Origin of the sequence: Aeromonas sp. DNRA1, from assembly GCF_963888745.1 — a bacterium.
Taxonomy (GTDB): domain Bacteria; phylum Pseudomonadota; class Gammaproteobacteria; order Enterobacterales; family Aeromonadaceae; genus Aeromonas; species Aeromonas hydrophila.
The window spans coordinates 483,561-506,023 of record NZ_CAWPKQ010000001.1; the positions used below are offsets into that span (position 1 = coordinate 483,561).

At 59.3% G+C, this 22,463-nt stretch carries 21 protein-coding genes; 8 read left to right on the forward strand and 13 right to left on the reverse strand.

Annotated features, from left to right (window positions below):
• The first annotated feature begins 107 nt into the window (after positions 1-107).
• On the forward strand, positions 108-1,691 hold the full coding sequence (locus AACQ43_RS02170) for an alpha/beta hydrolase (RefSeq protein ID WP_168965671.1): 1,584 nt from the start codon (positions 108-110) through the stop codon (positions 1,689-1,691).
• A 75-nt stretch (positions 1,692-1,766) separates the two neighbouring features.
• Here AACQ43_RS02170 and AACQ43_RS02175 read toward each other — a convergent pair whose 3' ends face one another.
• The 5 genes from AACQ43_RS02175 to AACQ43_RS02195 form a co-directional block, all read right to left on the reverse strand.
• The gene (locus AACQ43_RS02175) at positions 1,767-2,300 is read right to left on the reverse strand and encodes a hypothetical protein (RefSeq protein WP_168965673.1); all 534 of its coding nucleotides are present in this window, start codon (positions 2,298-2,300) and stop codon (positions 1,767-1,769) included.
• Positions 2,297-3,328 carry a hypothetical protein gene (locus AACQ43_RS02180; RefSeq protein WP_168965675.1) on the reverse strand — a complete coding sequence of 344 codons (1,032 nt, stop codon included), beginning with the start codon at positions 3,326-3,328 and terminating at the stop codon, positions 2,297-2,299. Before AACQ43_RS02180 ends, AACQ43_RS02175 begins: the two co-directional genes overlap by 4 nt.
• Positions 3,329-3,341: 13 nt before the next feature.
• Entirely contained in the window at positions 3,342-4,358 is a 1,017-nt protein-coding gene (locus AACQ43_RS02185; RefSeq protein ID WP_168965677.1) for a radical SAM protein, read from the reverse strand.
• A gap of 450 nt (positions 4,359-4,808) precedes the next feature.
• Positions 4,809-5,177, reverse strand: coding sequence for a VOC family protein (locus AACQ43_RS02190; protein WP_168965679.1), 369 nt, complete (start codon positions 5,175-5,177; stop codon positions 4,809-4,811).
• A gap of 153 nt (positions 5,178-5,330) precedes the next feature.
• Positions 5,331-5,798: a hypothetical protein gene (locus AACQ43_RS02195; RefSeq protein WP_168965681.1), complete on the reverse strand. Its 468-nt coding sequence runs from the start codon at positions 5,796-5,798 to the stop codon at positions 5,331-5,333.
• 257 nt (positions 5,799-6,055) lie between these two features.
• Between AACQ43_RS02195 and AACQ43_RS02200 the strand changes: the two genes are divergently transcribed.
• A complete protein-coding gene (locus AACQ43_RS02200) occupies positions 6,056-6,733 on the forward strand; it encodes an HNH endonuclease (RefSeq protein ID WP_248280952.1) in 678 nt (225 codons plus the stop codon).
• 58 nt (positions 6,734-6,791) lie between these two features.
• On the opposite strand, the gene AACQ43_RS02205 is transcribed toward AACQ43_RS02200, so the two are convergent.
• From AACQ43_RS02205 to AACQ43_RS02220, 4 genes are all read right to left on the reverse strand, one after another.
• Positions 6,792-7,379, reverse strand: coding sequence for a histidine phosphatase family protein (locus tag AACQ43_RS02205; RefSeq protein ID WP_168965685.1), 588 nt, complete (start codon positions 7,377-7,379; stop codon positions 6,792-6,794).
• Between the two features lie 141 nt (positions 7,380-7,520).
• Complete coding sequence (locus tag AACQ43_RS02210; RefSeq protein WP_005299461.1) at positions 7,521-8,174, reverse strand: helix-turn-helix transcriptional regulator; 654 nt, start codon at positions 8,172-8,174, stop codon at positions 7,521-7,523.
• A gap of 58 nt (positions 8,175-8,232) precedes the next feature.
• Entirely contained in the window at positions 8,233-9,522 is a 1,290-nt protein-coding gene (locus tag AACQ43_RS02215) for an L-cysteine desulfidase family protein (RefSeq protein ID WP_168965687.1), read from the reverse strand.
• 22 nt (positions 9,523-9,544) lie between these two features.
• Positions 9,545-9,928 (reverse strand): Rid family detoxifying hydrolase, encoded by a 384-nt coding sequence (locus AACQ43_RS02220; RefSeq protein WP_005299455.1) that lies wholly within the window; start codon positions 9,926-9,928, stop codon positions 9,545-9,547.
• Between the two features lie 248 nt (positions 9,929-10,176).
• Here AACQ43_RS02220 and AACQ43_RS02225 point away from each other — a divergent pair, with 248 nt between their 5' ends.
• The 3 genes from AACQ43_RS02225 to AACQ43_RS02235 all read left to right on the forward strand — a co-directional run bounded on the left by AACQ43_RS02225 (position 10,177) and on the right by AACQ43_RS02235 (position 14,233).
• Positions 10,177-11,472, forward strand: a complete 1,296-nt coding sequence (locus AACQ43_RS02225) for an amino acid permease (protein ID WP_041218311.1) — start codon at positions 10,177-10,179, stop codon at positions 11,470-11,472.
• A 189-nt stretch (positions 11,473-11,661) separates the two neighbouring features.
• The gene (locus AACQ43_RS02230) at positions 11,662-13,668 is read left to right on the forward strand and encodes a methyl-accepting chemotaxis protein (RefSeq protein WP_168965689.1); all 2,007 of its coding nucleotides are present in this window, start codon (positions 11,662-11,664) and stop codon (positions 13,666-13,668) included.
• A 274-nt stretch (positions 13,669-13,942) separates the two neighbouring features.
• The gene (locus AACQ43_RS02235) at positions 13,943-14,233 is read left to right on the forward strand and encodes a hypothetical protein (protein WP_168965691.1); all 291 of its coding nucleotides are present in this window, start codon (positions 13,943-13,945) and stop codon (positions 14,231-14,233) included.
• A 65-nt stretch (positions 14,234-14,298) separates the two neighbouring features.
• Here the strand turns inward: AACQ43_RS02235 and AACQ43_RS02240 are convergent, their stop codons facing one another.
• Both AACQ43_RS02240 and speA read right to left on the reverse strand, forming a co-directional pair.
• Entirely contained in the window at positions 14,299-14,487 is a 189-nt protein-coding gene (locus AACQ43_RS02240) for a hypothetical protein (protein ID WP_011705509.1), read from the reverse strand.
• A gap of 287 nt (positions 14,488-14,774) precedes the next feature.
• Positions 14,775-16,676 carry a biosynthetic arginine decarboxylase gene (gene speA / locus AACQ43_RS02245; RefSeq protein ID WP_017409891.1) on the reverse strand — a complete coding sequence of 634 codons (1,902 nt, stop codon included), beginning with the start codon at positions 16,674-16,676 and terminating at the stop codon, positions 14,775-14,777.
• A gap of 27 nt (positions 16,677-16,703) precedes the next feature.
• Here speA and AACQ43_RS02250 point away from each other — a divergent pair, with 27 nt between their 5' ends.
• The 3 genes from AACQ43_RS02250 (at position 16,704) to AACQ43_RS02260 (ending at position 20,833) form a co-directional block, all read left to right on the forward strand.
• Positions 16,704-16,961: a hypothetical protein gene (locus tag AACQ43_RS02250; RefSeq protein ID WP_043160732.1), complete on the forward strand. Its 258-nt coding sequence runs from the start codon at positions 16,704-16,706 to the stop codon at positions 16,959-16,961.
• Positions 16,962-17,743: 782 nt separating this feature from the next.
• A complete protein-coding gene (gene pepT, locus AACQ43_RS02255; protein WP_168965693.1) occupies positions 17,744-18,967 on the forward strand; it encodes a peptidase T in 1,224 nt (407 codons plus the stop codon).
• A 141-nt stretch (positions 18,968-19,108) separates the two neighbouring features.
• The gene (locus tag AACQ43_RS02260; protein ID WP_168965695.1) at positions 19,109-20,833 is read left to right on the forward strand and encodes a lysophospholipid acyltransferase family protein; all 1,725 of its coding nucleotides are present in this window, start codon (positions 19,109-19,111) and stop codon (positions 20,831-20,833) included.
• A 63-nt stretch (positions 20,834-20,896) separates the two neighbouring features.
• Here the strand turns inward: AACQ43_RS02260 and AACQ43_RS02265 are convergent, their stop codons facing one another.
• On the reverse strand, positions 20,897-21,208 hold the full coding sequence (locus AACQ43_RS02265) for a SelT/SelW/SelH family protein (protein ID WP_168965697.1): 312 nt from the start codon (positions 21,206-21,208) through the stop codon (positions 20,897-20,899).
• 37 nt (positions 21,209-21,245) lie between these two features.
• Complete coding sequence (locus AACQ43_RS02270; protein WP_076359897.1) at positions 21,246-22,367, reverse strand: adenosylhomocysteinase; 1,122 nt, start codon at positions 22,365-22,367, stop codon at positions 21,246-21,248.
• Positions 22,368-22,463: the final 96 nt, after the last annotated feature.

Sequence of the window (22,463 nt, forward strand, 5' to 3'; positions counted from 1 at the left end):
GTACTTATCACCTTGTTTCCCTTAGGCTTTAAGCCAGCTTTCGACCCTTAGTACGGCCACCTTGGACGCGGGGCCGCCCCTCTTTTATCAGTGCCAAGGACTCTCCCATGCTGGCTCGCACCCGCCGCCTCGTTCGCCGCCTTCTTCTCAGCCTGCTGGGCTTGCTGTTGCTCGGCTGGACCCTGGTCGCCTACTTCGCCTGGCAGGCGGCGCCGTTGCAGCCCTGGCACACCCTGGTACCGCCCGAGCTCAGCGCCGAGCAGCTCGATAACAGCGACTGGCAGGCCTATCTGGCCCACGAGCAGCAGCTGTTCAAGCTGGTGACCAAGGAGGTGATCGCCAGAACGCCGCCGGAGCAGCAGCTCGACAGCAATCGCTACTATCAGGATGCACCCATCAATCCGGCTCATTTTGCAACCGACTGGAACCGTTCCTATCTGCTGCGCCCGAGCGGCGAGGTGAAAGGGGTAGCGGTGTTCCTGCACGGTTTGACCGACTCCCCCTACAGCCTGCGCCACCTGGCCCAGCGCTACCGCGAGCAGGGCTTCATAGCCCTGGGGCTGCGCATTCCGGGCCACGGCACCGTGCCGGCCGGGCTGGTCGACATCGAATGGGAGACCTGGCTGGCGGCCACCCGGCTGGCGGTGCGCGAGGCCAGGGTGCTGGCGCCAAGCCCGCTGCCGCTGCATCTGGTGGGGTTTTCCAACGGCGGCGCGCTGGCGGTGAAATATGCGCTCGATGCGGAAGGTGACAAGACGGGCGCACTGGCAAGGCCCGATCGGCTGGTGCTTATCTCCCCCATGATAGGGGTGACCCGCTTTGCCCGCTTCGCCGGTCTCAAGGCGGTGCCCGCCCTGCTGCCCGCCTTTGCCAGCGCCGCCTGGCTCGACACCATGCCGGAGTTCAACCCCTTCAAGTACAACTCGTTTCCGGTCAACGGCGCGCGCCAGTCCTACCGGCTGACCCACGCCATCCAGCAGCAGGTGCGTGAGCAGGCCGCTAGCGGCGAGTTGGCGGCCTTCCCGCCCACCCTCACCTTCCAGTCGGTGATGGACTACACCGTCAGTACCCGCTCCATCATCGCCGATCTCTACCACTTCCTGCCTGCCAACGGCAGCGAGCTGGTGCTGTTCGACATCAACCGAGGCACCCTGTTCGGCCCATTGCTGAGCAGCGCCTCCGAGCTGGCGCTGAGCCACCTGCTGCCGCGCCCGCCGCTCTCCTACCGGCTGACGGTGGTAGGCAACCAGGCGCCCGCCAGCACCCGCACCCAGGCCAGCAGTTTGCCGGCCGGTGGCGGGCCTGAGCAGATCCAGCCCCTCGACATCGATTACCCCAGGGAGATCTACTCCCTCTCCCACGTGGCCCTGCCCTTCCCGATGGATGACCCCCTCTACGGCATGGCGCCACGGCCCGAGCAACGGGAACAATACGGCATCAATTTGGGGGGGTTGGCCCTGCGCGGTGAGCGCGGGGTGCTGATCGTCAACCCCGGCGCCCTCACCCGCACCTCCTCCAACCCCTTCTTCCCCTATCTGCAGGAGAAGGTGATAGAGACGCTGACGGCGCCAGCCGAACCGCCGGCCGGCAAGCAGCCAACCCCGGTCTGGGACAGCGAAGACGAGGCCGCCTATCAGGCGGAGAGGGAACAGTTTCTACAAGATGCGCAGGAGAGCGAGGCACCCTTCTAGGCTATGTTCCTAAAGTGGTTGTTCAGGAAGGGGAGAGACACCGGCCTGAGGCCGGTGTTTGATTAATATTTTGATTCAAGAATGATTATCATGAACCAATGAGGTTAAGTGCCCTCTAATTTCTTCATGAACTTTTCTATCTGCTGAAAAAACCGCCTTTCTATTCCCTCCTTTCAACTCAATAACTAGATATGGAGGGGTTGCCATCATTACAAATCCAGTTTTATTATCACTAAATCGGAATGTACCTGCATTATAGCCAAGTAATCCAATTCCGTTCTTCCGAAGAGTTGGTTTATCATGGCGAGGTAACGTCATTTCATATACATCTGATACGTGCTCGATATCATTAAAAATGAAGGTCTCATTGTACATAAGACTAGATAATGTGATCGAATTATTATCTATAATCACTTTAGATGATACGATTTGTAGTGTACCTATCATTAGGAGCACGCCACCTAATGCAAGGGAAAAAATTGAAACTCCGAAGGATAACCTCTTTGTAAAAATAAATTCCGAGCCAGAGGTAAATACTACAGGTAAAATAAACAGCATTAATACAGCGTATGCAATACTTTGAATCGACCAAGGAATATCATAGGTCATTGTACTTCTCCTACAACTCCAAGGGAGTCAAGAACAATATTATCAAGAGCTCTTAGTGCCGTCTCTTGTTGTTCATCGGTAATACTTACCATCCCTAGATTTATTACAGCTTGGAGAACAGCTCTTGCTTCTTTTCTCTTGAAATCAACAATCGCTTTACTGTAAAGCATGGGGATTTCAGATTGTTTGGAAAACGCTTCTATTAATGATAGTTGATCTCTCATGGACCTCTCAAGACTCCCCACTGAGTATGGCTCATGGCAGTTTACACCACATCCATCAATAGTCACTGCTACGTTCACAGCTACCGAAATTTGAACGGCTACGTTAAGCGCTGCTGCGACGTTGACTGCTGCTCCAGCATAGGTAACAACAGCAACTGCGATGAATGCAACACACGCTGCTGCCACTGAGCATGCCCTAGGCTCAACTCGGCTGGCACTAAATACTGAGACCAGTTGCTCCAAGTCTGTTTGAGAAACATCATTTAATGTTTGGTTTGTATTGAAGCCATCCTCAATAGTCGCTCTGATAACTTTGTTTTTAGTAATTAGATTTTCAATTTTATTGGTTAAGTGCGATTCTGCATTACTATCTAATATTCCCTCAGCCATTAAATTATTTATAAGTTGTTCGTAGTCTCCCTTTTTTGCCAGAGCAAGATTATTCTCTGAAGCTAGAGACGTTAATATTTTATATTCTTTAGAACTGGTAATGTGTTTTTTACTTGTATCAGATATCTTCAACGAGTTAACCGCTTTGGTATATTCCTTTGGTGTGAGCTTTGCCCCAATGAGAACACTCCAGGTATTTGATAGGTTTTCAACGTCTGCCCATATTTCGGGTGGAAGATGAACCCTGCTCATAGAGAGCCGTAGCGATGTAGTCACAGCGTTATTGCTGAGTTTCACACTTTCAGGTTCGCCAAACTTTCTTTTCTTTAGTGTATTGTCGTTGTCTTCAGCCAATACAGTGTTCGCATTCAGTCCAACAAAACTAATAAGGCCGTATTCCACGTATTTTTTCATTGTATCCTCTAGCTCACCGCTGGTTTGTAGTCGCAGACTTAGTTAATAAGTATTTGTTCAGCACGTATGGAATATAGTGCTGGTAGCGTTTTTTAAGGCTTATAATAATTTCAGGATCTTTATGGAGCATTACACAAGCCTCGCATTGGTGGCTTACATTCTTTGTTTTATTGTTTCCCTCCCCAAGTAGACTATCTATTATTTTTATTGGGCCATCGACTTTAATCCATAATTTTAAGAAATCATTTTTTTGGTGCTCTACATATCCACTTAAGTCATGGATTTCACCCACTTTCATTTCATTGATGTGTTCCAAAGTAAGGCCGCAGCATGCTGATATTTTTTTCTTGGGTGTTATGACAATGTTTTCGAATACTTGGTCACAGCCTTTATCAATAGCATCTCTGTCTATATATCCTCTCGCTGTACTATCCTCAAAAAATGTCATCCACGCATTAGACTGCAACTTAAATTTAGTATCGTCTGCTTGTAGTTTTTTTATTAAATCATTCTTCTGTATGCTTTCTAAGCAACTTGATGAGTCGGTATCTTTCTCGACTGTAACCAGTGTGAAAATATTATTTTCAGTTAATGCCTCTACTGCATTAAGTACTGTTTTTTCCGAAACCCAACGTTGATGATCGAGGCCAGTACTGATATTTATTTCACTGATTCCAGAGTCATGCAGCTTCCGTGCATAACGGACTGCCATGTCAACGTTCTTCGCCCAGTATGCATTTGTAACGCAGCGAGTCTGTCGTCCATAACTTGTACAATGCTTAATGGCGGTAAAAAGATCCTCTTTGAGCATGAAGCACTCACCTCCGGTGAATACAACAATTTCAATGTCAGGATACATTTCTATTGCAGAGTCAATGGCTCCCAGTATCTCTTTAAGGCTAAGTCGATGTGTGATCTTGGGGGTACACTCAAAACAGCACTCAGCACAAGCGGCTGTGCACTGGTAAGTTGTTATTATTGTTAGTGTTTTAGGGGATATTACGATTAGGTCTTCAATAGCCACACTCATGTGATAACGCTTCCTACACGCTAATGGAATTCATTATCATTTGCATCTATGTGGATAATGACAATACCCATTTGGAGCTTGATTATCATGTTGTTAGTTTTCGAATGAGACCAATCCGTCAGAGCCTTATTAGAACTGGCATTATGAAGACTGTATCAGCTGCGCGTTCCTAGGCTGTGTTCTTAACGTGTTCATATTTCAGGTGCAGCAATTTCAAGCCATGAACTGGGCCTCTAAAGAGGCCTGATTTACGTGGTTTTGAAGTGAATAAATGCTGTGTTTTTGGAGGGATAGGGCTCTACAAAGTGGTGAGACTGCTTTTCAACCACTTTAGGAACGCAGCCTAGAGCCCGTTGCGGCGGTGCAGCAGTATGGGGCCGACCAGGAAGATCTTCTGCACTTGCTCAGGCAGGGCTGCATCCACCGTCAATCGCCCGATGCCAAGCGCCATCAGGGATAACGGCTGATCTCTATCAGGTTGTGATCCGGATCCAGGCAGTAGACCGACTCGATGGGGCCGCAGGCTCCACTCTTGGTCACCGGCCCCTCCACTATCTCCACCCCATGGCAATGGAGCTGGGCGATGACCTGATCCAGCGGCCACCGAGTGATGAGGCAGAGATCACCCGAGCCCACCTGCGCCCGGTTGCGCGGCTCCTGCCCCAACAGTTGCAGGTTGATCTTCTGGTTGCCAAAGCGCAGGGCCCGGCGCCCCGCCCCGAAGGTGATGGCTTCCATGTTGAGCACCGAGCTGTAAAACGCGACGGCCCGCTCGATATCACTGACCGTCAATACCAGATGGTCGATATGGCTGATCATGTCCCCTCCTGGTTTATGTGTGTCGATAGCGCTGGCCCGACAGACTGACCTGTGGGCGCCCTCATCATACCCAAGTGCACACCCAGCATCTGTGCTGAATGGCGCAAAGATGGCCGAGCAAAGCCGCTAGCTGAGTGAAGGTGGCGTTGACCTTCACTGCTGCATACCACACGCCTGATCACGCTGGGCCAGCAGGGTTTCATCATCACTGTCCATCGCGGCCAGAATGGCTTGATTGCAAGCGCGTTCGGCCTGCCGGGCAGCATCCGGTTTACTCTCGCGAATATCGGCGATCATGGGGCGGTAGTTAACTGAAGCTGCGCAATACATGGCGCGATACTGAGGCTGCTGCGAGTGGCTGTCATCCTGGCGCGACAACTGATCGCACAGCTTGCTAAATAGCGCTGCCGCCTTGACGGTGCATTGGCTGAAGCGCCGTGCATCCTGCTCGTAACTGCGGCAGACGCTTTTCGGCTGCAACTGCCAAAACTGGAAGGCAAAGGGGATTTGTTCCCCCTCATACTCCACCACCAGCGACTTGAGCTCAGTGCCATAAATATCCGATACCTGCTGCTGTACCAGATTGAGATAAGCCGAGAAAAGATAAGAAACCGGATCCATCACCACCTCCTTGTGGTTGACCTGAGTGAACTGACGTTTGTAACTCCCCCTGCGCTAAGCCCCTAATGAAAGGAGCCACTCTAGCCTACCGTTTACTATCAGCTAATTGCTTGATGATGAACACATTATTGTACTGACACAGCTGAAACATGGTGTCAATTGGATTAAGATGCGTGCCATATCAGGTAACTCGGATGGGGCCATCTCGATCAAGTCGGGGCTCTGGGCGACCGAGAAACAGTGCTGAGGAGCCAGTTTTGCGCGGGACATGGACAGAAGAGGAACTAAGGGCGACGGTCAGCGTCTACCTGGCGATACGCACCATGGAGCAAAATGGCGTCCCCTTCGTCAAAAAGCGCTATTACACCGAACTCGCTAACCAGTTTGGACGCACCGAGAAGGCATTCGAGTATCGAATGCAGAACATCTCCTATATCTGCGCCCTGCTAGGGCGGACCTGGGTGTCAGGTCTCAAGCCGGCTAAAAACGTGGGCCCCCACAATGCCCCCATCATAGAACGCCTGCTCTGTGAACTCGATGGCCAACCCTATACCGGCAAGGCTGCCTTTGAGCATCAAGTGAGCCGCTACAAGATCAAGCCAACACTCCCCATGCCCACAGGCATCCAAGAACCACAGCAGCGTTATGGAGCCAACCCTAGTTATGGGCGAGATCCAAAGGTGAAGGCTTGGGTATTGATGACGGCGGCGGGCCATTGCGAGAGCTGCGCACAACCGGCCCCTTTTCATGCCACCACCGGAGACGCCTTCTTAGAGGTGCATCATCTGCGCACACTCGCCGAAGGGGGTTCGGATACCATCAGCAACACGGTGGCGCTCTGCCCTAATTGCCACCGTGAGCTGCACTATGGCGTCAACCAGGCACAAAAACGTGAGGCCCTTTACCAGGCGCTGCCCAGGCTGGTGCGAGAATAACGCGCCTTCTGCGCTCATAAAAAAACGGCTCGCCAATGGCGAGCCGTTTTGGTTGGGGTCAGCAGGGGATCCGCTCGATGCGACCGCCACTGAGTTTGAAGAAGGCATCCTGCGGCAGCTCCTGCAGCCAGGTGGTGGTGTAGTCCAGGTCCGCATAGGCGCCGCGCAGCATGGCACCGAACAGGCCGTGGGAGACCACAATGGCGCGCTCGGCGATCTGCTCATCCTGCAGCCAGCTCAGGGCCCGGCCTTGAATGCTTTGAAAACTCTCCCCCTCGGGGGCTTGCAGATACCAGTCTGGCTGTTCCAGATCCAGCTCGGGGTGGGCCGCCAGCAGCTCGGGCACCCGGCGACTCTCCCACTCCCCCATCCCCAGCTCCACCAGCCGCTCGTCCCAGACGATACGCTCTTGGTCCAGTCCAAGTTGCTGGCATACCCGCTCCGCGGTCTGGCGCGCCCGGCCGAGGGGGCTGGCGTAAATGGTCCAGTCGGTGGGCTCGGCCAGTAGCTTGGCCAGACGGGCCCCCATGGCGAGGGCCTGGGCTTCGCCCTTGGCGGTCAGTTCGGAGTTGCAGCGCCCCTGCAGCCGCAGTTCGGCGTTGTAACGGGTCTGGCCGTGGCGCAGCAGATAGAGGGTACGGGACATGGTTTCTCCAGCAGGTTCAATGAGATAACAAAAACAGAAGAGGCATGATAACAGATGCACCGGGGCAGCCAAGGCGCAGGCGGGGGGCGGAAAAAACAAAACGGGTCAATGCTGACCCGTTAATGCTGGCTGGCGCCGTGCTCAGCCCTTCTTGATCTCCCGCAGATAGCGGTAGATGGAGTGAACCGAGATGCCGAGCTGGCGGGCCGCTATCTGGGCGCTGTCTTTGAGCTCGAAGATGCCGAGCTCGTGCAGCTGGTTGACCATGACCCGGGTCTTCTGGGACGGGGGCACCGCCTCGTTGCCGCGCACCTCGGCACTGACGGTGTCGATGGTGCTGTTGAGGGCCTCGTCGATGTTGCGGGCAAACACCTCAGGGGTGGCATGACCATCGTGGCCGTGCAGGCACTCCGGCATCATGGTGCGCAGCACGGATTGCAGCGGGGCATCCATGTCGGTGTTGATGCAGAGCAAGCCGATGGCCTGTCCTTCACCATTGCGAATAACGGTGGTGAGCGAACGCAGCGTCTTGCCGGTGGCACACTTGGTCATGTAGGGGCTGGAGATATCCTGCCCGCTCTTGAGTTTCATCATCGCCAGGTTGGTGATGGGAGCACCCACGCTGCGCCCCGTGATGTGGCCGTTGGCAATCTTGATGATCGACGGATTGCGCGCATCCAGGCTGTGCAACAGCACCTCGGTGTGCTGACCATACATGGCGGCGATGCCGTCCACGATGATCTCCATCGCCTTGAGGATCTCGAAATCGGTCTGACTCAGCTCTTGCAGCTTCACATTGAAACCTTATAAAAGGGCCGCCGACCCGGGCAAGGGCGGCAGCCGACAGGGACACTCAGGCGGACATGATATCAATAATGGTGCTGTCTGTGGCAGACATGCCGTCTTTGACCATCTGGCCCACGTTGCGAATGGTCTGCTCCACGTTGCCCGCCACGATCCCCTGCCCCGACACTGCATGGCTGTTGAGCGCCATCAGAAAGCCGCGTACCGCCGCCCCGGAGGAGGTGCTCACCTTCATGGCGCAGGAGGCCTTGGCGCCATCGCACACCATGCCGGCGCTGTCGCTCAGCACGTTCTGAATGGCGTGGCAGGATTGCTCGAAACTGCCGCCCGCCAGATAGACCATGGCCATGGCGGCCGCCGCGCTGGTGACCGTGTTGCCGCAAAAGGCCGACAACGGCGGATAGTGGGACTTGATGTAGATGGCCCCCAGGTGGCTCATGATGAGGGCGCGGGCCAGTTGTTCTTCGCTGGCACCGAAGCGCTCGGCGATCACCACCACCGGGATGGTGGCGGCGATGCCCTGGTTGCCGCTGCCAAAGTTGCTCATGGCCGGCAGGCTGGCACCCCCCATGCGGGCATCGGAGGCCGCCGCGGTGCGCATCACGATGCGGTTCATCACGTCCTCGCCGATGAGGCCGGCCTGGATGTTCTGCTGCATGGTGCGGCCAATTTCGAGGCCGTAGGGGTTGTTCATCCCCTCGTCGGAGAGTTTGCTGTTGAGCTCGGAGGCCTGCAGGATAAAGCGGATCTGCTCGAACTCCACCTGGGTGGCGAACTCATAAATGGCGGCGATGCTGATGTCGACCCCATCGCAAATGGCACCGGTGGCGCCACCCTGGCCCTGCTCGGCCGTGAAGGTCACTTCATCATTGCGGCGCTGCTCGACGATGCGGGTATGGCCACCGCACAGGGTCACCTCGGCGCTGTGCTCGGTGCCCTCTGCATCAAGGCCCAGCAGCCGGACCCGGCAATAGATGAACTCAGGGGCCGAGGTGCGGCTCACCTGCACCTGGCCTGCATCGATCAGCTCCTGCGCCTCTGCGACCTGGGCCGGCGTGATGGCGGCCAACACCTCCAGCCCGGCCTCGGCGTTGCCGCCGATGGCGCCGGCGGCTGCGGCAATGGCGAGCCCGATCTTGCCGGTGCCCGGCACATAGACTCCCATGGAGTTCTTGTAGAGGTTGTCCGAGACCACCACCTCCAGCCGGACGGGCTTGCAGCCCAGTTGCCGGGCGGCCACGGCGGCGGCATAAGCGGCGGCGATGGGCTCGGTACAACCCAGCGCCGGTTTGACAACCTGTTGAATAATCTGCAGATACTGCTGCCACGCTTGCTTCATCAGAACACCCTTTCTATCAACATTAACCAGCGATGTGAGCGATCGCTTCCACTTCCACCCTGACACCCATCGGCAGATCCTTCACGGCAAAGCAGCTGCGGGCCGGGCAATCTTTCAGGAAATAGCGTTTATAGACCTCGTTGAACGCGGCAAAATCACTGATCTCGGCGAGATAGCAGGTGGTCTTGAGCACGGTATCCAGGTTGCCGCCGGCGGCCTCCAAGACATGCTTGAGGTTCTCCAGCGCCTGACGGCTCTGGGCTTCGATGCCCCCTTCCACCACGCCGCCCTGCTGTTTGCACACCGGCAGCTGGCCGGAGGTAAAGATGAGGTCGCCATAGGCTGTGCCATGGCTGTAGGGACCGATGGCATCGGGTGCGGCATCCGCCACTATGATCTTTTTCATATTGCCACTCCTTAAAATGCAATTATTTTTGCAATCAATAGTCTCGTCTTGTTCAACATTATTTGCTCATTAGGCATTCCATTCAACTAAAACCTGCAAAAACAGCGATAAATTCGGTAGAAGGTGCAAATTGAAAGCGTGATCTGTCTCCCTCTTTAGGTAGAAGAGCGATAAAAAGCATTGTTTTGCCGCTTTTTATTCAACTATATTTGCGCCTGATTTTTACCCCTACAAAAACAAGGTATTTTATGGACGCGCACAGTACGACACTCACCCGGCCCGTGATGGGCACGCTGGAATGGAAAGAAGCGGTTCGTTTTGACAGCACCGACTGGGGCTGGGTCATCATGAGCATCGGCATGGCCATCGGGGCGGGGATCGTCTTCCTGCCGGTGCAGGTGGGACTGATGGGGCTGTGGGTGTTTCTGCTGTCGGCGGTGATCGGCTACCCGGCCATGTACATGTTCCAGCGCCTCTTCATCAATACCCTGGCCACCTCGCCCGAGTGCAAGGACTACCCCAGCGTCATCAGCGGCTACCTCGGCAAGAACTGGGGCGTGCTGCTCGGCGCCCTCTACTTCGTGATGCTGGTGATCTGGGTGTTCGTCTACTCCACCGCCATCACCAATGACAGCGCCTCCTTCCTGCAAAGCTTCGGGGTCACCCAGCAACTGCTCTCCGAGAATCCCTTCTACGGGCTGGTGCTGATCTGCGCCCTGGTGGCGCTGGCCTCGCGCGGCGAAAACCTGCTGTTCAAGATCTCCACTTTTATGGTGCTGACCAAAATCAGCGTGGTGGCGGTGCTCGGCCTGATGATGGTGGGCAAGTGGGATGCCGCCAACATCACCGCCATGCCGGCCAGCGGTGACTGGCTGAAGGATGCCATCGTCATGCTCCCCTTCACCCTCACCTCCATTCTCTTCATCCAGAGTCTGAGCCCCATGGTGATCTCCTACCGCTCGCGGGAAAAATCCCTGGAAGTGGCTCGCTTCAAGGCGATGCGCGCCATGAACATCGCCTTCGGCATCCTGTTCGTGGTGGTGTTCTTCTACGCCGTCTCCTTCACCCTGGCCATGGGCCACGAGCAGGCGGTCAAGGCCTCCGAGGAGAACATCTCGGCGCTGGCCATGGTGGCCCAGGGCATGCCGGGCCAGACCCTCAAGCTGCTCAGCCTCACCCTCAACATCTTCGCGGTGATGACCGCCTACTTCGGCGTCTATCTGGGCTTTCGCGAGGCCTGCCAGGGGCTGGCGATGAACCTGCTGCGCCGGGTGATGCCGGAAGATCGCATCAACAAGGGGCTGGTAGGCAAGGGCATCATGCTGTTCACCGTGCTGCTCTCCTGGGGGGCCATCGTGCTCAACGCCCCGGTGCTGAGCTTCACCTCCATCTGCAGCCCCATCTTCGGCATGGTGGGTTGCCTCATCCCGGCCTATCTGGTCTATCAGGTGCCGGCGCTGCACAAGTACAAGGGGGTCTCCCTCTACATCATCATCGTCACCGGCCTGCTGCTCTGCGTCTCGCCCTTCCTGGCGTTCAACTGAGCCGCGACCTTCTCCCATCGGCAACGGGCCACCCTGAGGGTGGTCCGTTTTTCTGACCCATTCAGCCCCCCTCGCCACGGGAAAAAGCCAAGGGGATCACAACTTCCATCCCGCCCCCAGCCGAGCCCCCCGGCGAGGAGTAATATCCAGCCATCCCGCTACACGCCCCGTCGGGGCCCGAGGCTTCATATGAAATGGATATTCACGCCCGCCATCCGGCTCGGCAATCAGCTCTCCTTCAAGTACAAGTTTTTGCTCTGGTCCTGCCTGATGCTGCTGCCGCTGGCCTACAGCATGACCAACCTGCTGGGTCGGCTGCAGGACGACAACGCCCAGGCCCGCAAGGAGCTGGCCGGCGTGGTCAAGCTGGCGCCGCTGCCCGCCATCGAGCAGGCCCTGCTGACCCATCGCAACCTGGTCACCCGGCACGGCTATGAGCAGAACCCGGTCGGTGAAGAGGAGGTCAAGGCCGCAGCCCGGGCCGTCGATGCGAGCCTGGCCGCCTTTGCCGCCAGTGGACAGCAAAACCCCACCTTCGATGCCCTCGCCCAGGAGTGGTCCAGCCTGCAAAACGAGGCGCTGGGGCTCGAGGTGGATCAGAGTAACCTGCGCCACGACAAGCTGCTGACCGAGGTGCGCCACCTCTACAAGAGCATCACCGCCGCCAGCAGCCTGGTGCAGGATCCCGCACTCGGCACCTACTACATGGTGGTGCTCGCCAGCGAGCGACTGCCCCAGCTGCGCGATCTGCTGGCCCAGGTGCGGGACAGGGCTGCCACCATCGCCGACTTCGGCCTGTTTCAGGCGCAAGGGTATAGCGCACTGCGCTTTCGCCTCGACCTCATCAACGCCACCCTGCAGGAGCTGGAGGCCGATCTGACCCTGCTCTATGAGATGGCGCCTGCCTATCGCAACGAGCTGGGCCAGCAGACCGACGCCCTGCTGCAACAGGCCCATCAGGGGGTCGACACCCTGGAAAACAAGATGATGAAGGATCAGCAGGTGCAGCTCTCCAGCAAGGAGGTGTTGGCACTGGGGGATGGGCTGGATACCGCCATCACGGCGCTGGCCGGTCAGGTGCGCCAGCGGCTGGAGGCGGATCTGCACCAGCGCATGACCGCCAACCAGCACCACTTCTGGTGGGTGACCGGGCCGCTGACCGCCATCCTGCTGGTCTACCTCTACCTGATGATTGGCGCCTACCTCTCCTTGCGCGCCACCGTGGGCCGGGTGCGGGAGATCGCCGCCCGGGTCAACGCCCAGGATCTCGGCCAACAGATCGAGATCGTCGGCCAGGATGAGCTGGCGGCCATCAGCCGGGATTACAACGTGACCCTGCAGACCCTGCGCACCCTGATGCTGCGGGTGCGGGAGAACGGCGTCAGCGTGGTGGAGAGCGCCACCGAAATCGAAGCGCGGACCTGCCGCTCCCAGGAGGTGATCGCCGATCAGCAAGGGGAGACCCATCAGGTGGCCACCGCCATCAAGGAGCTGGCTGCCACCTCCCACGACATGGCGGGCAACGCCCAGCAGGCCGCCCGCATGACCCAGGAGGCGCAGGCCGTGGTGGGCCAAGGCGAGGCGGTGGTCGAGCGTACCATCAAGGCCATCGACCACATCAACCGCGAGGTGCTGCGCACCGCCGAAACCATTGGCCAGCTGGAGCAGCAGTGCAGCCAGATTGGTGGCGTGATCGGGGTGATCCGCGGCATCGCCGAGCAGACCAACCTGCTGGCGCTCAACGCCGCCATCGAGGCGGCCCGCGCCGGTGAGCAGGGGCGCGGCTTCGCGGTGGTGGCCGACGAGGTGCGCTCGCTAGCCAACCGCACCCAGGGGGCCACGGTCGAGATCCAGCAGATGATCGAGCAGTTGCAAACCGGTGCCCGTGCCTCGGTCAGCGCCATGTCCGCCGCCAGCCGCGAGGCGCAGGAGGGGGTCGGTCTGGCCCAGGAGGCTCAGCAGGCCTTTGGTGCCATCACCGAGCGGGTGGGCAGCATGGTCGACACCAACTCGGTGATCGCCAGCGCCATCGAGCAGCAGGGGGCCGTGGTCAACGAAATAGAGCGCAACGTGGTGCGCATCTCCGATGGCAGCGACGAGGCGCTGCAGGTGGCCAACGCCGCCCGCGACGCCGCCCGCCAGATCCACCAGCTCACCGAGCAGCTGCGTGCCATGGTGCAAAGCTTCGTGCTCTGAGCCAGCACCTTTCACCTCCGCCATCGCCAGCCCCTTGCCAGGGCTGGCTTTTTTGCCAATTCAGACCGTCAGACAGCATTGTTTTTCTTGGCGAAAAAAGTATCAACTGCCCATTGTGCGCTGAGGATAAAGCGGGGTAATCTTCAGCCACAACAAGATTCGAACGTTACCTTTATTGCCTGCAACAGGCCCGGGGATCAGTTCGACGCCCGAGAGGCAGTTCGACGATAGGAAGCTCGCATCACGACACACAAGTTCAAGCGAGGTATCGCAAATGGCGAAGTACCAGTTTTTCTCTATCCCGGCCTCCAACCGGCAGCAATACACCTTTATCGACATGGCCTCCCCCACCTTCCTGCCCGAGAAAGAGGCGCTGCTGGCGCAGGGGTTCGAGGTGGAAGAGGATTTCATCGACGCGGTCAACCCGCGCGAGGCGGTGGAGAAGTATCGCTCCAACTTCCTCTACGTAGCCGATGAGATAGGCAAGTCGGACGCCGGTTACGCCGCGGCCATCGCCGTGCAGGCGCTCGGCAAGGCACTGCAGGGGCAGAAACGGAGCAATTGAGCTGATAAATGAAGTGCGGCCATCGGCAAGCTGCCGATGGCCGCAGGCAATGCTGGCAATGTAGTTCAGCAGCGGGCGAGCTGGCGGAGCATCTCGATAAGCTCCTCCTCGCTGCTGGGCTCATAAGCGAGCTGCAGGCTCGGCGCGGCGCCCCCCATCAGCATGTAGACGTGGGTGCTGCAGTGATCGTAGTGATACCACTTACCGTCGATACAGACGTCGGTATAGCATCTCGGGTCCCTTTCAAGTTCCATACGCACATCCTTTTGTTACATCCCTTCAACATCACTCCGACCGTAAGATAACCCGGCCACTGCAAACTTGATGCAGATCAAGGGAAGCGACGGCCGCCCCGGATATCTGCCGGATCTGCGGCCCATGGTGCCCAACACCGACATCCATCAGCCACACAAAGCGCAAGAGTCACCCTGCCAGCGCCTGCTGCGGCGGATCGTGTGCAACAAAAACGGCGCCCGCAGGCGCCGTTTTTTTTATCTCCGCGCCACGTGGGTCTCGCGGGGCGGGTGAACAAGCCTTGGGCTTATTCGTCTTCCAGGTAGGCGTAGCCTTGCAGACCCAGCTCCAGCTCGTCGAGCAGGGCCTTGCGGGTCGCGTCGTCCAGCGCCGGGTGGGAGACGATGCGTTGGTAGTTCTCGCGGATGACGGACGGGTCGATGTTGACGTAACGCAGCAGCTGGTCGACGGTGTCGCCGCGCACCACGTTGCGAATGTCCATCTTGCCTTCGTCATCGAGCCACACTTCCGCGCAGTGGGTGTCACCGAACAGGTTGTGCAGATCCCCCAGGATCTCCTGATAGGCACCCACCAGGAAGAAGCCGACGTGGCACTCTTCGTTCTCGCCATACACCGGCATCGGCAGGGTGCTCTCGACCCCCAGACCGTCGACGTAGTGCTCGACCTGACCGTCGGAGTCACAGGTGATGTCCATCAGGATGCCGCGGCGGGTGAGCGGACGCTCGAGGCCGGCCAGCGGCATCACCGGGAACACCTGACCGATACCCCAGGCATCCGGCAGGGACTGGAACAGGGAGAAGTTGGCAAAGCACTTGTCAGCCAGTTTCTCGGAGAGCTCGTCAGCCAGCGCACGGTGGTTGCGGTTGACCGGGTTGAGCAGCTCTTTGAGCGCCAGACAGGTGTTCTGGTGCAGCATCTCGGCCCAGGCGCGTTGCTCCAGGTTCAGGAGACCCATGGTGTACTGGGTATTGACGTCGCCCAGGTCTGCCACCGAGTCGTGGAAGATCTCCAGCAGGGAGGGATCTTCGCTGCGCAGGTCCAGCCAGCCTTTCCACATGTTCTGCAGAATGGTGGGCGCATCCTCGTCCGGTGCGCTGATGTCGTTCATCTCCACCCCTTCGGCACCAATGATGTTGGTAACCAGCACGGCGTGGTGAGCGGTCAGGGCACGGCCGGACTCGCTGATGATGGTCGGGTGAGGCAGGTCGAACTCGCGGCAGACATCGCCGATGCCCCACACCACGTTGTTGGCGTACTCCGAGAGGCTGTAGTTGGCGGAGCAGTGGCTCTGGGAACGGGTTCCCTCGTAGTCCACCCCCAGGCCGCCACCCACGTCAACCACTTCGATGTTGGCACCGAGGCGACGCAGTTCGGCGTAGAAACGGCCGCACTCGCGGATGCCGCCCTGGATGTCGCGGATGTTGGCGATCTGGGAACCCAGGTGGAAGTGCAGCAGTTGCAGGCAGTCCAGCTTGCCCAGCCCGCGCAGACGCTCGATCAGCGCCAGGATCTGGGAGGCGGACAGACCAAATTTGGACATGGAGCCGCCGCTCGATTCCCACATGCCGGAGCCGGTGGACGCGAGCTTGGCACGCACCCCGATGTTGGGCTTGATGTTGAGACGAGCTGACTCGTCCAGCACCATTTCCAGCTCGGAGGGCTTCTCCACCACGATGTAGACCTTGTGGCCCATCAGGTTGCCCAAGAGGGCATGGCGGATATATTCGCGGTCTTTGTAACCGTTGCAGACGATCACCGAGCCTTGCTCATGGTGATGGGACAGCACGGCCAGCAGTTCCGGTTTGGAACCAGCTTCCAGGCCAAGCCGGGGCTTGTCGCTGTAGGACTGGCTGATGGTCTCGATGACGCGACGCTGCTGGTTTACCTTGATCGGGTAAACGCAGAGGTAGTCCCCTTCATAGCCTGACTTCTCGATGGCCTGACCGAAGGCGTTGAACAGCGCATCGACCCGACTCTTGAGGATGTCGGGGAAACGCAGCAGTACCGGAGTGGTCAGCCCGGATTGACGCAACTGTTCGATGGCGTCGGAGAGCACGATCTGTGCATCAGGGCGTGATTTGTCGGGAGCGACGGTCACATGACCGGCGTCATTGATGTTGAAAAAACCCGCACCCCAGTAGGGAACGTTGTAGACCTTCAAGGAGTCCTTGCTGGACCAGTTAGTCATGGGCTATGCCTCGCAAATGAGCGGCCGGTGGCCGCCTTCGTTACCCTCAATCACATCCAGACCATCGATGACAAGGTGCGGCGCGCCGAGGCGGCCTGCCGGCTCGGGAAGGGCGACTCCTGCAACCTGCGCGCACTACGCGGCGGGTTAACCCGGGCCCTTCCGTCACATCCCTTGCACATCGCGGCAAGCCTAGGCTGCCTGGTGGATCTTGGGGAAGTAACGAGTCTTGATGTGGGGCTGGTGGCTTTACATCAAGCTCAACGGTATGCGGTGCTGTGCTAACAGCGCCGCGGTACTTTGATGACGGACTGCATCAGCCACGCGGTCCGTTCATCATTCGGCAGCCATCACGACAGCAAGGGAAGGTTTCAAGGAAGAGAAGCGAAGGCGTCAGCACGCGTGCGTGTTGATAGACGACAACAACCACAGCCAGCTCAGCACCAGTGACCGCCCATGACAAGGGAAGATGATGAGCCGTTGGCTCACTCGGTCAGCTGGACATTGAGTGTCCGTTGTTCTCCCTGATACCGGAGCCTAACCGGTATTAAAGAAACCATACCCTAGCAGTGTCTGTCGTTGCTGCGTGCCTCGCCCTATAGGCGTCTGATCTTCCGGGAGTCTGGCGGCTTCTGCCTGCTCAGGGTTACCCTTGGATCGGCGCGGAGTGTACACACTTACCGCCAGCGGTGACAATAAAAAATAGTGTTCAAAAACTGCTTTTAATAAGGCGTTCAAATCTTGCTGCCTGCAGGCCTGGCACGTGGGGGAAGAAGTCCGCCCACCCCCTCTTTTCCACCCTGAAAATAACGCCGGTTTGCGCCATCCGTTGTCGCCCCCGACACCATAAGTAATGAGCGCCTGCCGAGCCACATCACAAGCCGCTTAAAAATGTCAGCAATTGGATATTTTATGCTGCGCTTGATATCAACAACCACAGCCTGAACCACCTTACACGTTTACCGCCAGATCTTCGCCAAAAAATGCGGCAAAAACTGCGCTGACGCAAAAAGCCGCGCCGCCAGATTGGCCACAATGGCCCCTCCCCACCGGTACGAGGCTTGCCAATGGATACCTTGCTTGAGCGTTTTCTGCGTTACGTGACTTTTCATACCCGCTCCGATGCGACCAATCCCGCCTGTCCCAGCAGCGAGGGACAGCTCGTCTTCGCCCGCGCCCTGTGCGACGAGATGCAGCAGATGGGACTGAGCCGGGTCACCCTGGACCAATACGGCTACCTCACCGCCTGCCTGCCGGGCAACCAGCCGGACGCGCCGGCCATCGGCCTCATCGCCCACATGGATACCGCCGACTACGAGGCGGCGCACGTGGTGCCCCAGATCATCGAAAACTATCAGGGCGGCGACATCTGTCTGGGCAAGGGGGATGAGGTGCTGGCCATTCGCGACTACCGCTTCCTGAAAAACTACCTGGGGCAGGATCTCATCACCACCGACGGCAGCACCCTGCTGGGAGCCGACGACAAAGCGGGCATCGCCGAGATCCTCACCGCCATCGACCACCTGCTGGCCCACCCCGAGATCCCCCGTGGCGATGTCTGGGTCGGTTTTACCCCGGACGAGGAGATAGGCCGCGGCGCCGACCGCTTCCCGCTGGACCGCTTCCCGGCCAAATGGGCCTATACGGTAGACGGCGGCGAGCTGGGTGAGCTCGAATACGAGAACTTCAACGCGGCCAGCGCCACCGTGCGCTTTATCGGCAACAACGTGCACCCCGGCACCGCCAAGGGCAGCATGATCAACAGCCAGACCCTGGCCGCCCGCTTCCACGCTGCCATGCCCGCCGAGCAGACTCCGGAGTGCACCGACAGGTATGAGGGCTTCTTCCATCTGGCCCAGATGAACGGCACAGTGGAAGAGACCAGCCTGCACTACATCATCCGCGACTTCGACGACGAGGGCTTCGCCGCCCGCAAGGCCCAGCTCAAGGAGCGGGTCGCCTCGCTGCAGCTGGAGGCGCCCAGGGCGCGCATCGAGCTCACCCTGACCGACAGCTATCGCAACATGCGCAGCCAAATAGAGCCGCACATGCACATCGTCGAGCTGGCCAAGGCCGCCATGCAGGCCGCCGACGTCACCCCGAGGATCAAGCCCATTCGCGGCGGTACCGACGGCGCACGGCTCTCCTTTATGGGGCTGCCCTGCCCCAACCTGTTTACCGGCGGCCACAACTTCCACGGCAAGCACGAGTTCATCCCGCTGCAATCCATGGAGAAAGCGGTCACCACCCTGGTGGAGCTGGTGCGCCTGACTTCGGCCTGGCGCGGCTAAACCGGCCATCGTCACCGCCATGACCAAAGAGGGGAGCCGGTTAAGCGGCTCCCCTCTTTGCCATCAAACTGTCATGCCGCTGCCATGGGGCGGGAACAGAAGGGCGTCACGCTAGGGTAACGACTCATCGGAGCCCAGCCCATGTTCAGTGTCGATGCCCTGCTACAACAACACCTGCCCCGCCTCTCGGCCCACGGCCTGCTGCGCCCCCTGCTCCGGCAGGGGCTGCGCTGGCTGCTGCACGAGCAGGCGTTTCAACGCTTTGCCACGAGCCATCCTCACCTGCGCGGACTCGACTTCGTCGAGCAGGCGCTGACCGAGCTCGACTTCGACTACCGGGTGAGCGAAGCCCAGCTCGAGCACATTCCGGCCAGCGGCCGGGTCATCATCGTCGCCAATCACCCCATCGGCTCCCTCGACGGGCTGGCCCTGCTGCGCCTGCTCGGCCGCATCCGGCCGGACGTCAAGATAGTGGCCAATCAGCTGCTGGCCCAGCTGACGCCGCTGCGCCCCCTGCTGCTGCCGGTGGACAACCTGGGCGGCAAGACCGACCGGCGCGCCATTCTGGCGATGGGAGAACACCTGGCGAGCGAAGGAGCGCTGGTGATCTTTCCCGCCGGCGAGGTGTCGCGCCTCGGCCCCAAGGGGGTCAAGGACGGCCCCTGGCAGGCAGGCTTCATCAAGCTGGCTCAGCGCACCCGTACCCCGCTGGTGCCCATCCACCTGGACGGGCGCAATAGCCTCTCCTTCTATCTCGCCGCCTGGCTCCACAACGACTGGGCGGGGCTGTTGCTGGTCAAGCAGCTGTTTCGCCAGCAAGGGAAACGCATCGGCATCACCATCGGTGCCCGCATCCCGGTGAGCGGAGTGCAGGAGCTGCCCGCCAAGAGCGCGGCCCGGCTGGTACGCAGCCACCTCTACCGAGTCGGGCGCGGCAAGCGGGGTTTGCTGGCCACCGAGGCCCCCATCGCCCTGCCGGAAGAGCGCCGTCAGCTCAAACAGGCCATCGACGCCTGCGAGGCGCTCGGCCACACCCCGGACGGTCAGGGGATCTACCTCTACCGACGCCACGAGCTGAGCCATTCGGTGATCCTGCGTGAACTGGGACGCCTGCGGGAGATCGCGTTTCGGGCGGTGGGGGAAGGCTCCGGCAGGCGGCGGGATCTCGACGTCTTCGACGATGACTACCACCACCTCATTCTCTGGGATCCGGCCCGGCTCGAGATCATCGGCGCCTACCGTTTCGCGCCAGTGGCCGAACTGCTGGCCAGCAAGGGGCTCGATGGCCTCTACAGCCACACTCTGTTCGGCTTTGAAGAGAAATTGCTGCCCAGGCTGGAGCTTGCCATCGAGCTTGGCCGCAGCTTCATCCAGCCCGCCTACTGGGGCAAGAGGGGGCTCGATTACCTCTGGTTCGGCATCGGCGCCTATCTGGCGCGTTATCCTCGCTATCGCTACCTGTTTGGCCCGGTGTCGCTCTCCGGCAGCCTGCCGGCGGCGGCCAAGGATTTGCTGGTGAGCTTCTATCGCCAGCATTTTGCCCCCGAGCTCGCACTCGCCCCCTCGCGCCGCCCCTACCCCGCCACGCCACCACTGTTTGCGGGGCAGGATTACGGCGCGGATCTGCGGGAGCTCAAGGCTCGCCTCGACAACCTGGGCTGCGCCATCCCCACCCTCTACAAGCAGTACTCCGAGCTGTGCGAGCCAGGCGGCGTGCAGTTCATGGATTTCGGTATCGACCCCGATTTCAACCACTGCATCGATGGGCTGGTGTGGGTGGATGTGAGCCGCCTCAAGCCCCACAAGCGGGCCCGCTATATCGGCCTCCCCGCCGAAGATGAGCCGGGTACAGCTGCCGACCGTTGACCGGACGCCACAACGAGAGAGGGAGGCCTGTGCCTCCCTCTCTTTAGTCATTGGTGCTGTGGCCTACTCGGCGGCCGGCTTGCGATCGGCATGGCCCAGGTCACGCTCGGGGGCGATGACATCGCGCACCCGCTGCGTGATCTCCTTGGCCTCGGGGAAGCCATCGTCGGCCACCCGATCCCACACCAGCACCCCGTCCACCAGGATGCGAAACTCACCCTTGCTGGCCGGCACCAGCGCCACCTCGCCCAGATCGCTGTCGAAGGTGGAGAGCAGCTCCTGGGCCAGCCAGGCGGCGCGCAGCATCCAGCGGCAGAGGGTGCAGTAGCGGATCTCGATGCGGGGTTTGGGGCTGGAAAGCGTCGTCTCGCTCATGTGGTCACTCCATCAATGGCGGCTAAGAAAAAGGCACTCACTGGGCGACCCCGTGGAAGTCGGCCAGCCAGTGACGGGCAATGGTGCGCATGGTCGACTGCGGCAGGTCGAACAGGCCGGGGGCCAGCGGCTGCAACGCCAGCTGACGCACCCCTTCGATGATCTCCGCCAGCACCAGATAGACATATTCGCCGATGACGGCGCCATGGACGAAGTTGACCGCCTCGCCCCGGTTGAGCAGGAAGATGGTGCTGCCGTCGGGACGGGTCAGTGCCAACACGTGGGGGCACACCTCCTCGCTCGGCCAGGGTAGCTGTGAGAGGCAGAACGCAAATTCGTCGTCCGCCGAGGTGACTGAAGCAACCATGGTGCCTGGGCGCAGCTGCTGCAGATCCGCCAAGTCCAGCGCGCCGTTGCCGGTGGAGCAGATCACCAGCTCGGCCCGACCGAGGGCTTCGGCCTTGCCCACCAGCTTGAAGCCGTGGGAAAGCGCCTCCACCTGGCGCAGCACGTCGGTCTCCACCAGCTCCAGGTGCAGGTTGCGGCATCTGAGCTCGCGGGCGATGCTGCGGCCCACCTTACCGTAGCCGAACAGGGCGGCCTGGCAGACATTGAAAGTACGGTTGAGGGTGCGGGCCAGGGATTCGGCGGAGTAGACCACGCTCAGACCAATCTGGATATCCTCGGCCTGCTTGAGGGGGCTGCGCGCCACCGAGATGACCGGGGTGGCCAGCACCTCCTGCTCGTAGCGCTGATGGCCGTTTTCGGTCATCTCCACCACCCCGAGGAAGCGGGGGCCGAAATACTCGCTGAGGGTAGCCTGGGTTCTGGCGAAATAGCCCCCGATATCGAGGATGATCAGCCGCTCATGGGGCGCCACCAGCGGGGCTATGTGCTCGATCACCCCCTGCGGGGTATTGGTCCACTGGCGATTGAGGGGCAGTACCGGATAGTGTTGCTGGGCCCAGGTCAGGGTCGGTCCATGCACTGACTTGGGTTTGGGCAGGATGGCGCCAATCCGCCCGATCTGATCGAGGGCCTGGATAAACTGGGGGCGATCGGGAAGCAGATGGGTAACCAGCAGGATGCAGAGTCCGTCGAGACGTCCCTGCTCGGTGAAATGGCGAAAAAACAGATGCTCAGATCCTTGACTGCGCAACTGTGGCCTCCTTAGCGCGCCGCAAACAAGCAGGCAAACAGAACCCGGTCAGACCGGGTTCTGTGTGTGTCCAGATAATTGAAAATCCTTTTTATC

Coding starts and splice junctions, on each gene's coding strand:
- AACQ43_RS02170 (WP_168965671.1), top strand. CDS start 108: ATGCTGGCTCGCACCCGCCGCCTCGTTCGCCGCCTTCTTCTCAGCCTG.
- AACQ43_RS02175 (WP_168965673.1), bottom strand. CDS start 2,300: ATGACCTATGATATTCCTTGGTCGATTCAAAGTATTGCATACGCTGTA.
- AACQ43_RS02180 (WP_168965675.1), bottom strand. CDS start 3,328: ATGAAAAAATACGTGGAATACGGCCTTATTAGTTTTGTTGGACTGAAT.
- AACQ43_RS02185 (WP_168965677.1), bottom strand. CDS start 4,358: ATGAGTGTGGCTATTGAAGACCTAATCGTAATATCCCCTAAAACACTA.
- AACQ43_RS02190 (WP_168965679.1), bottom strand. CDS start 5,177: ATGATCAGCCATATCGACCATCTGGTATTGACGGTCAGTGATATCGAG.
- AACQ43_RS02195 (WP_168965681.1), bottom strand. CDS start 5,798: ATGGATCCGGTTTCTTATCTTTTCTCGGCTTATCTCAATCTGGTACAG.
- AACQ43_RS02205 (WP_168965685.1), bottom strand. CDS start 7,379: ATGTCCCGTACCCTCTATCTGCTGCGCCACGGCCAGACCCGTTACAAC.
- AACQ43_RS02215 (WP_168965687.1), bottom strand. CDS start 9,522: ATGAAGCAAGCGTGGCAGCAGTATCTGCAGATTATTCAACAGGTTGTC.
- AACQ43_RS02220 (WP_005299455.1), bottom strand. CDS start 9,928: ATGAAAAAGATCATAGTGGCGGATGCCGCACCCGATGCCATCGGTCCC.
- AACQ43_RS02225 (WP_041218311.1), top strand. CDS start 10,177: ATGGACGCGCACAGTACGACACTCACCCGGCCCGTGATGGGCACGCTG.
- AACQ43_RS02230 (WP_168965689.1), top strand. CDS start 11,662: ATGAAATGGATATTCACGCCCGCCATCCGGCTCGGCAATCAGCTCTCC.
- AACQ43_RS02235 (WP_168965691.1), top strand. CDS start 13,943: ATGGCGAAGTACCAGTTTTTCTCTATCCCGGCCTCCAACCGGCAGCAA.
- AACQ43_RS02240 (WP_011705509.1), bottom strand. CDS start 14,487: ATGGAACTTGAAAGGGACCCGAGATGCTATACCGACGTCTGTATCGAC.
- speA (WP_017409891.1), bottom strand. CDS start 16,676: ATGACTAACTGGTCCAGCAAGGACTCCTTGAAGGTCTACAACGTTCCC.
- pepT (WP_168965693.1), top strand. CDS start 17,744: ATGGATACCTTGCTTGAGCGTTTTCTGCGTTACGTGACTTTTCATACC.
- AACQ43_RS02260 (WP_168965695.1), top strand. CDS start 19,109: ATGTTCAGTGTCGATGCCCTGCTACAACAACACCTGCCCCGCCTCTCG.
- AACQ43_RS02265 (WP_168965697.1), bottom strand. CDS start 21,208: ATGAGCGAGACGACGCTTTCCAGCCCCAAACCCCGCATCGAGATCCGC.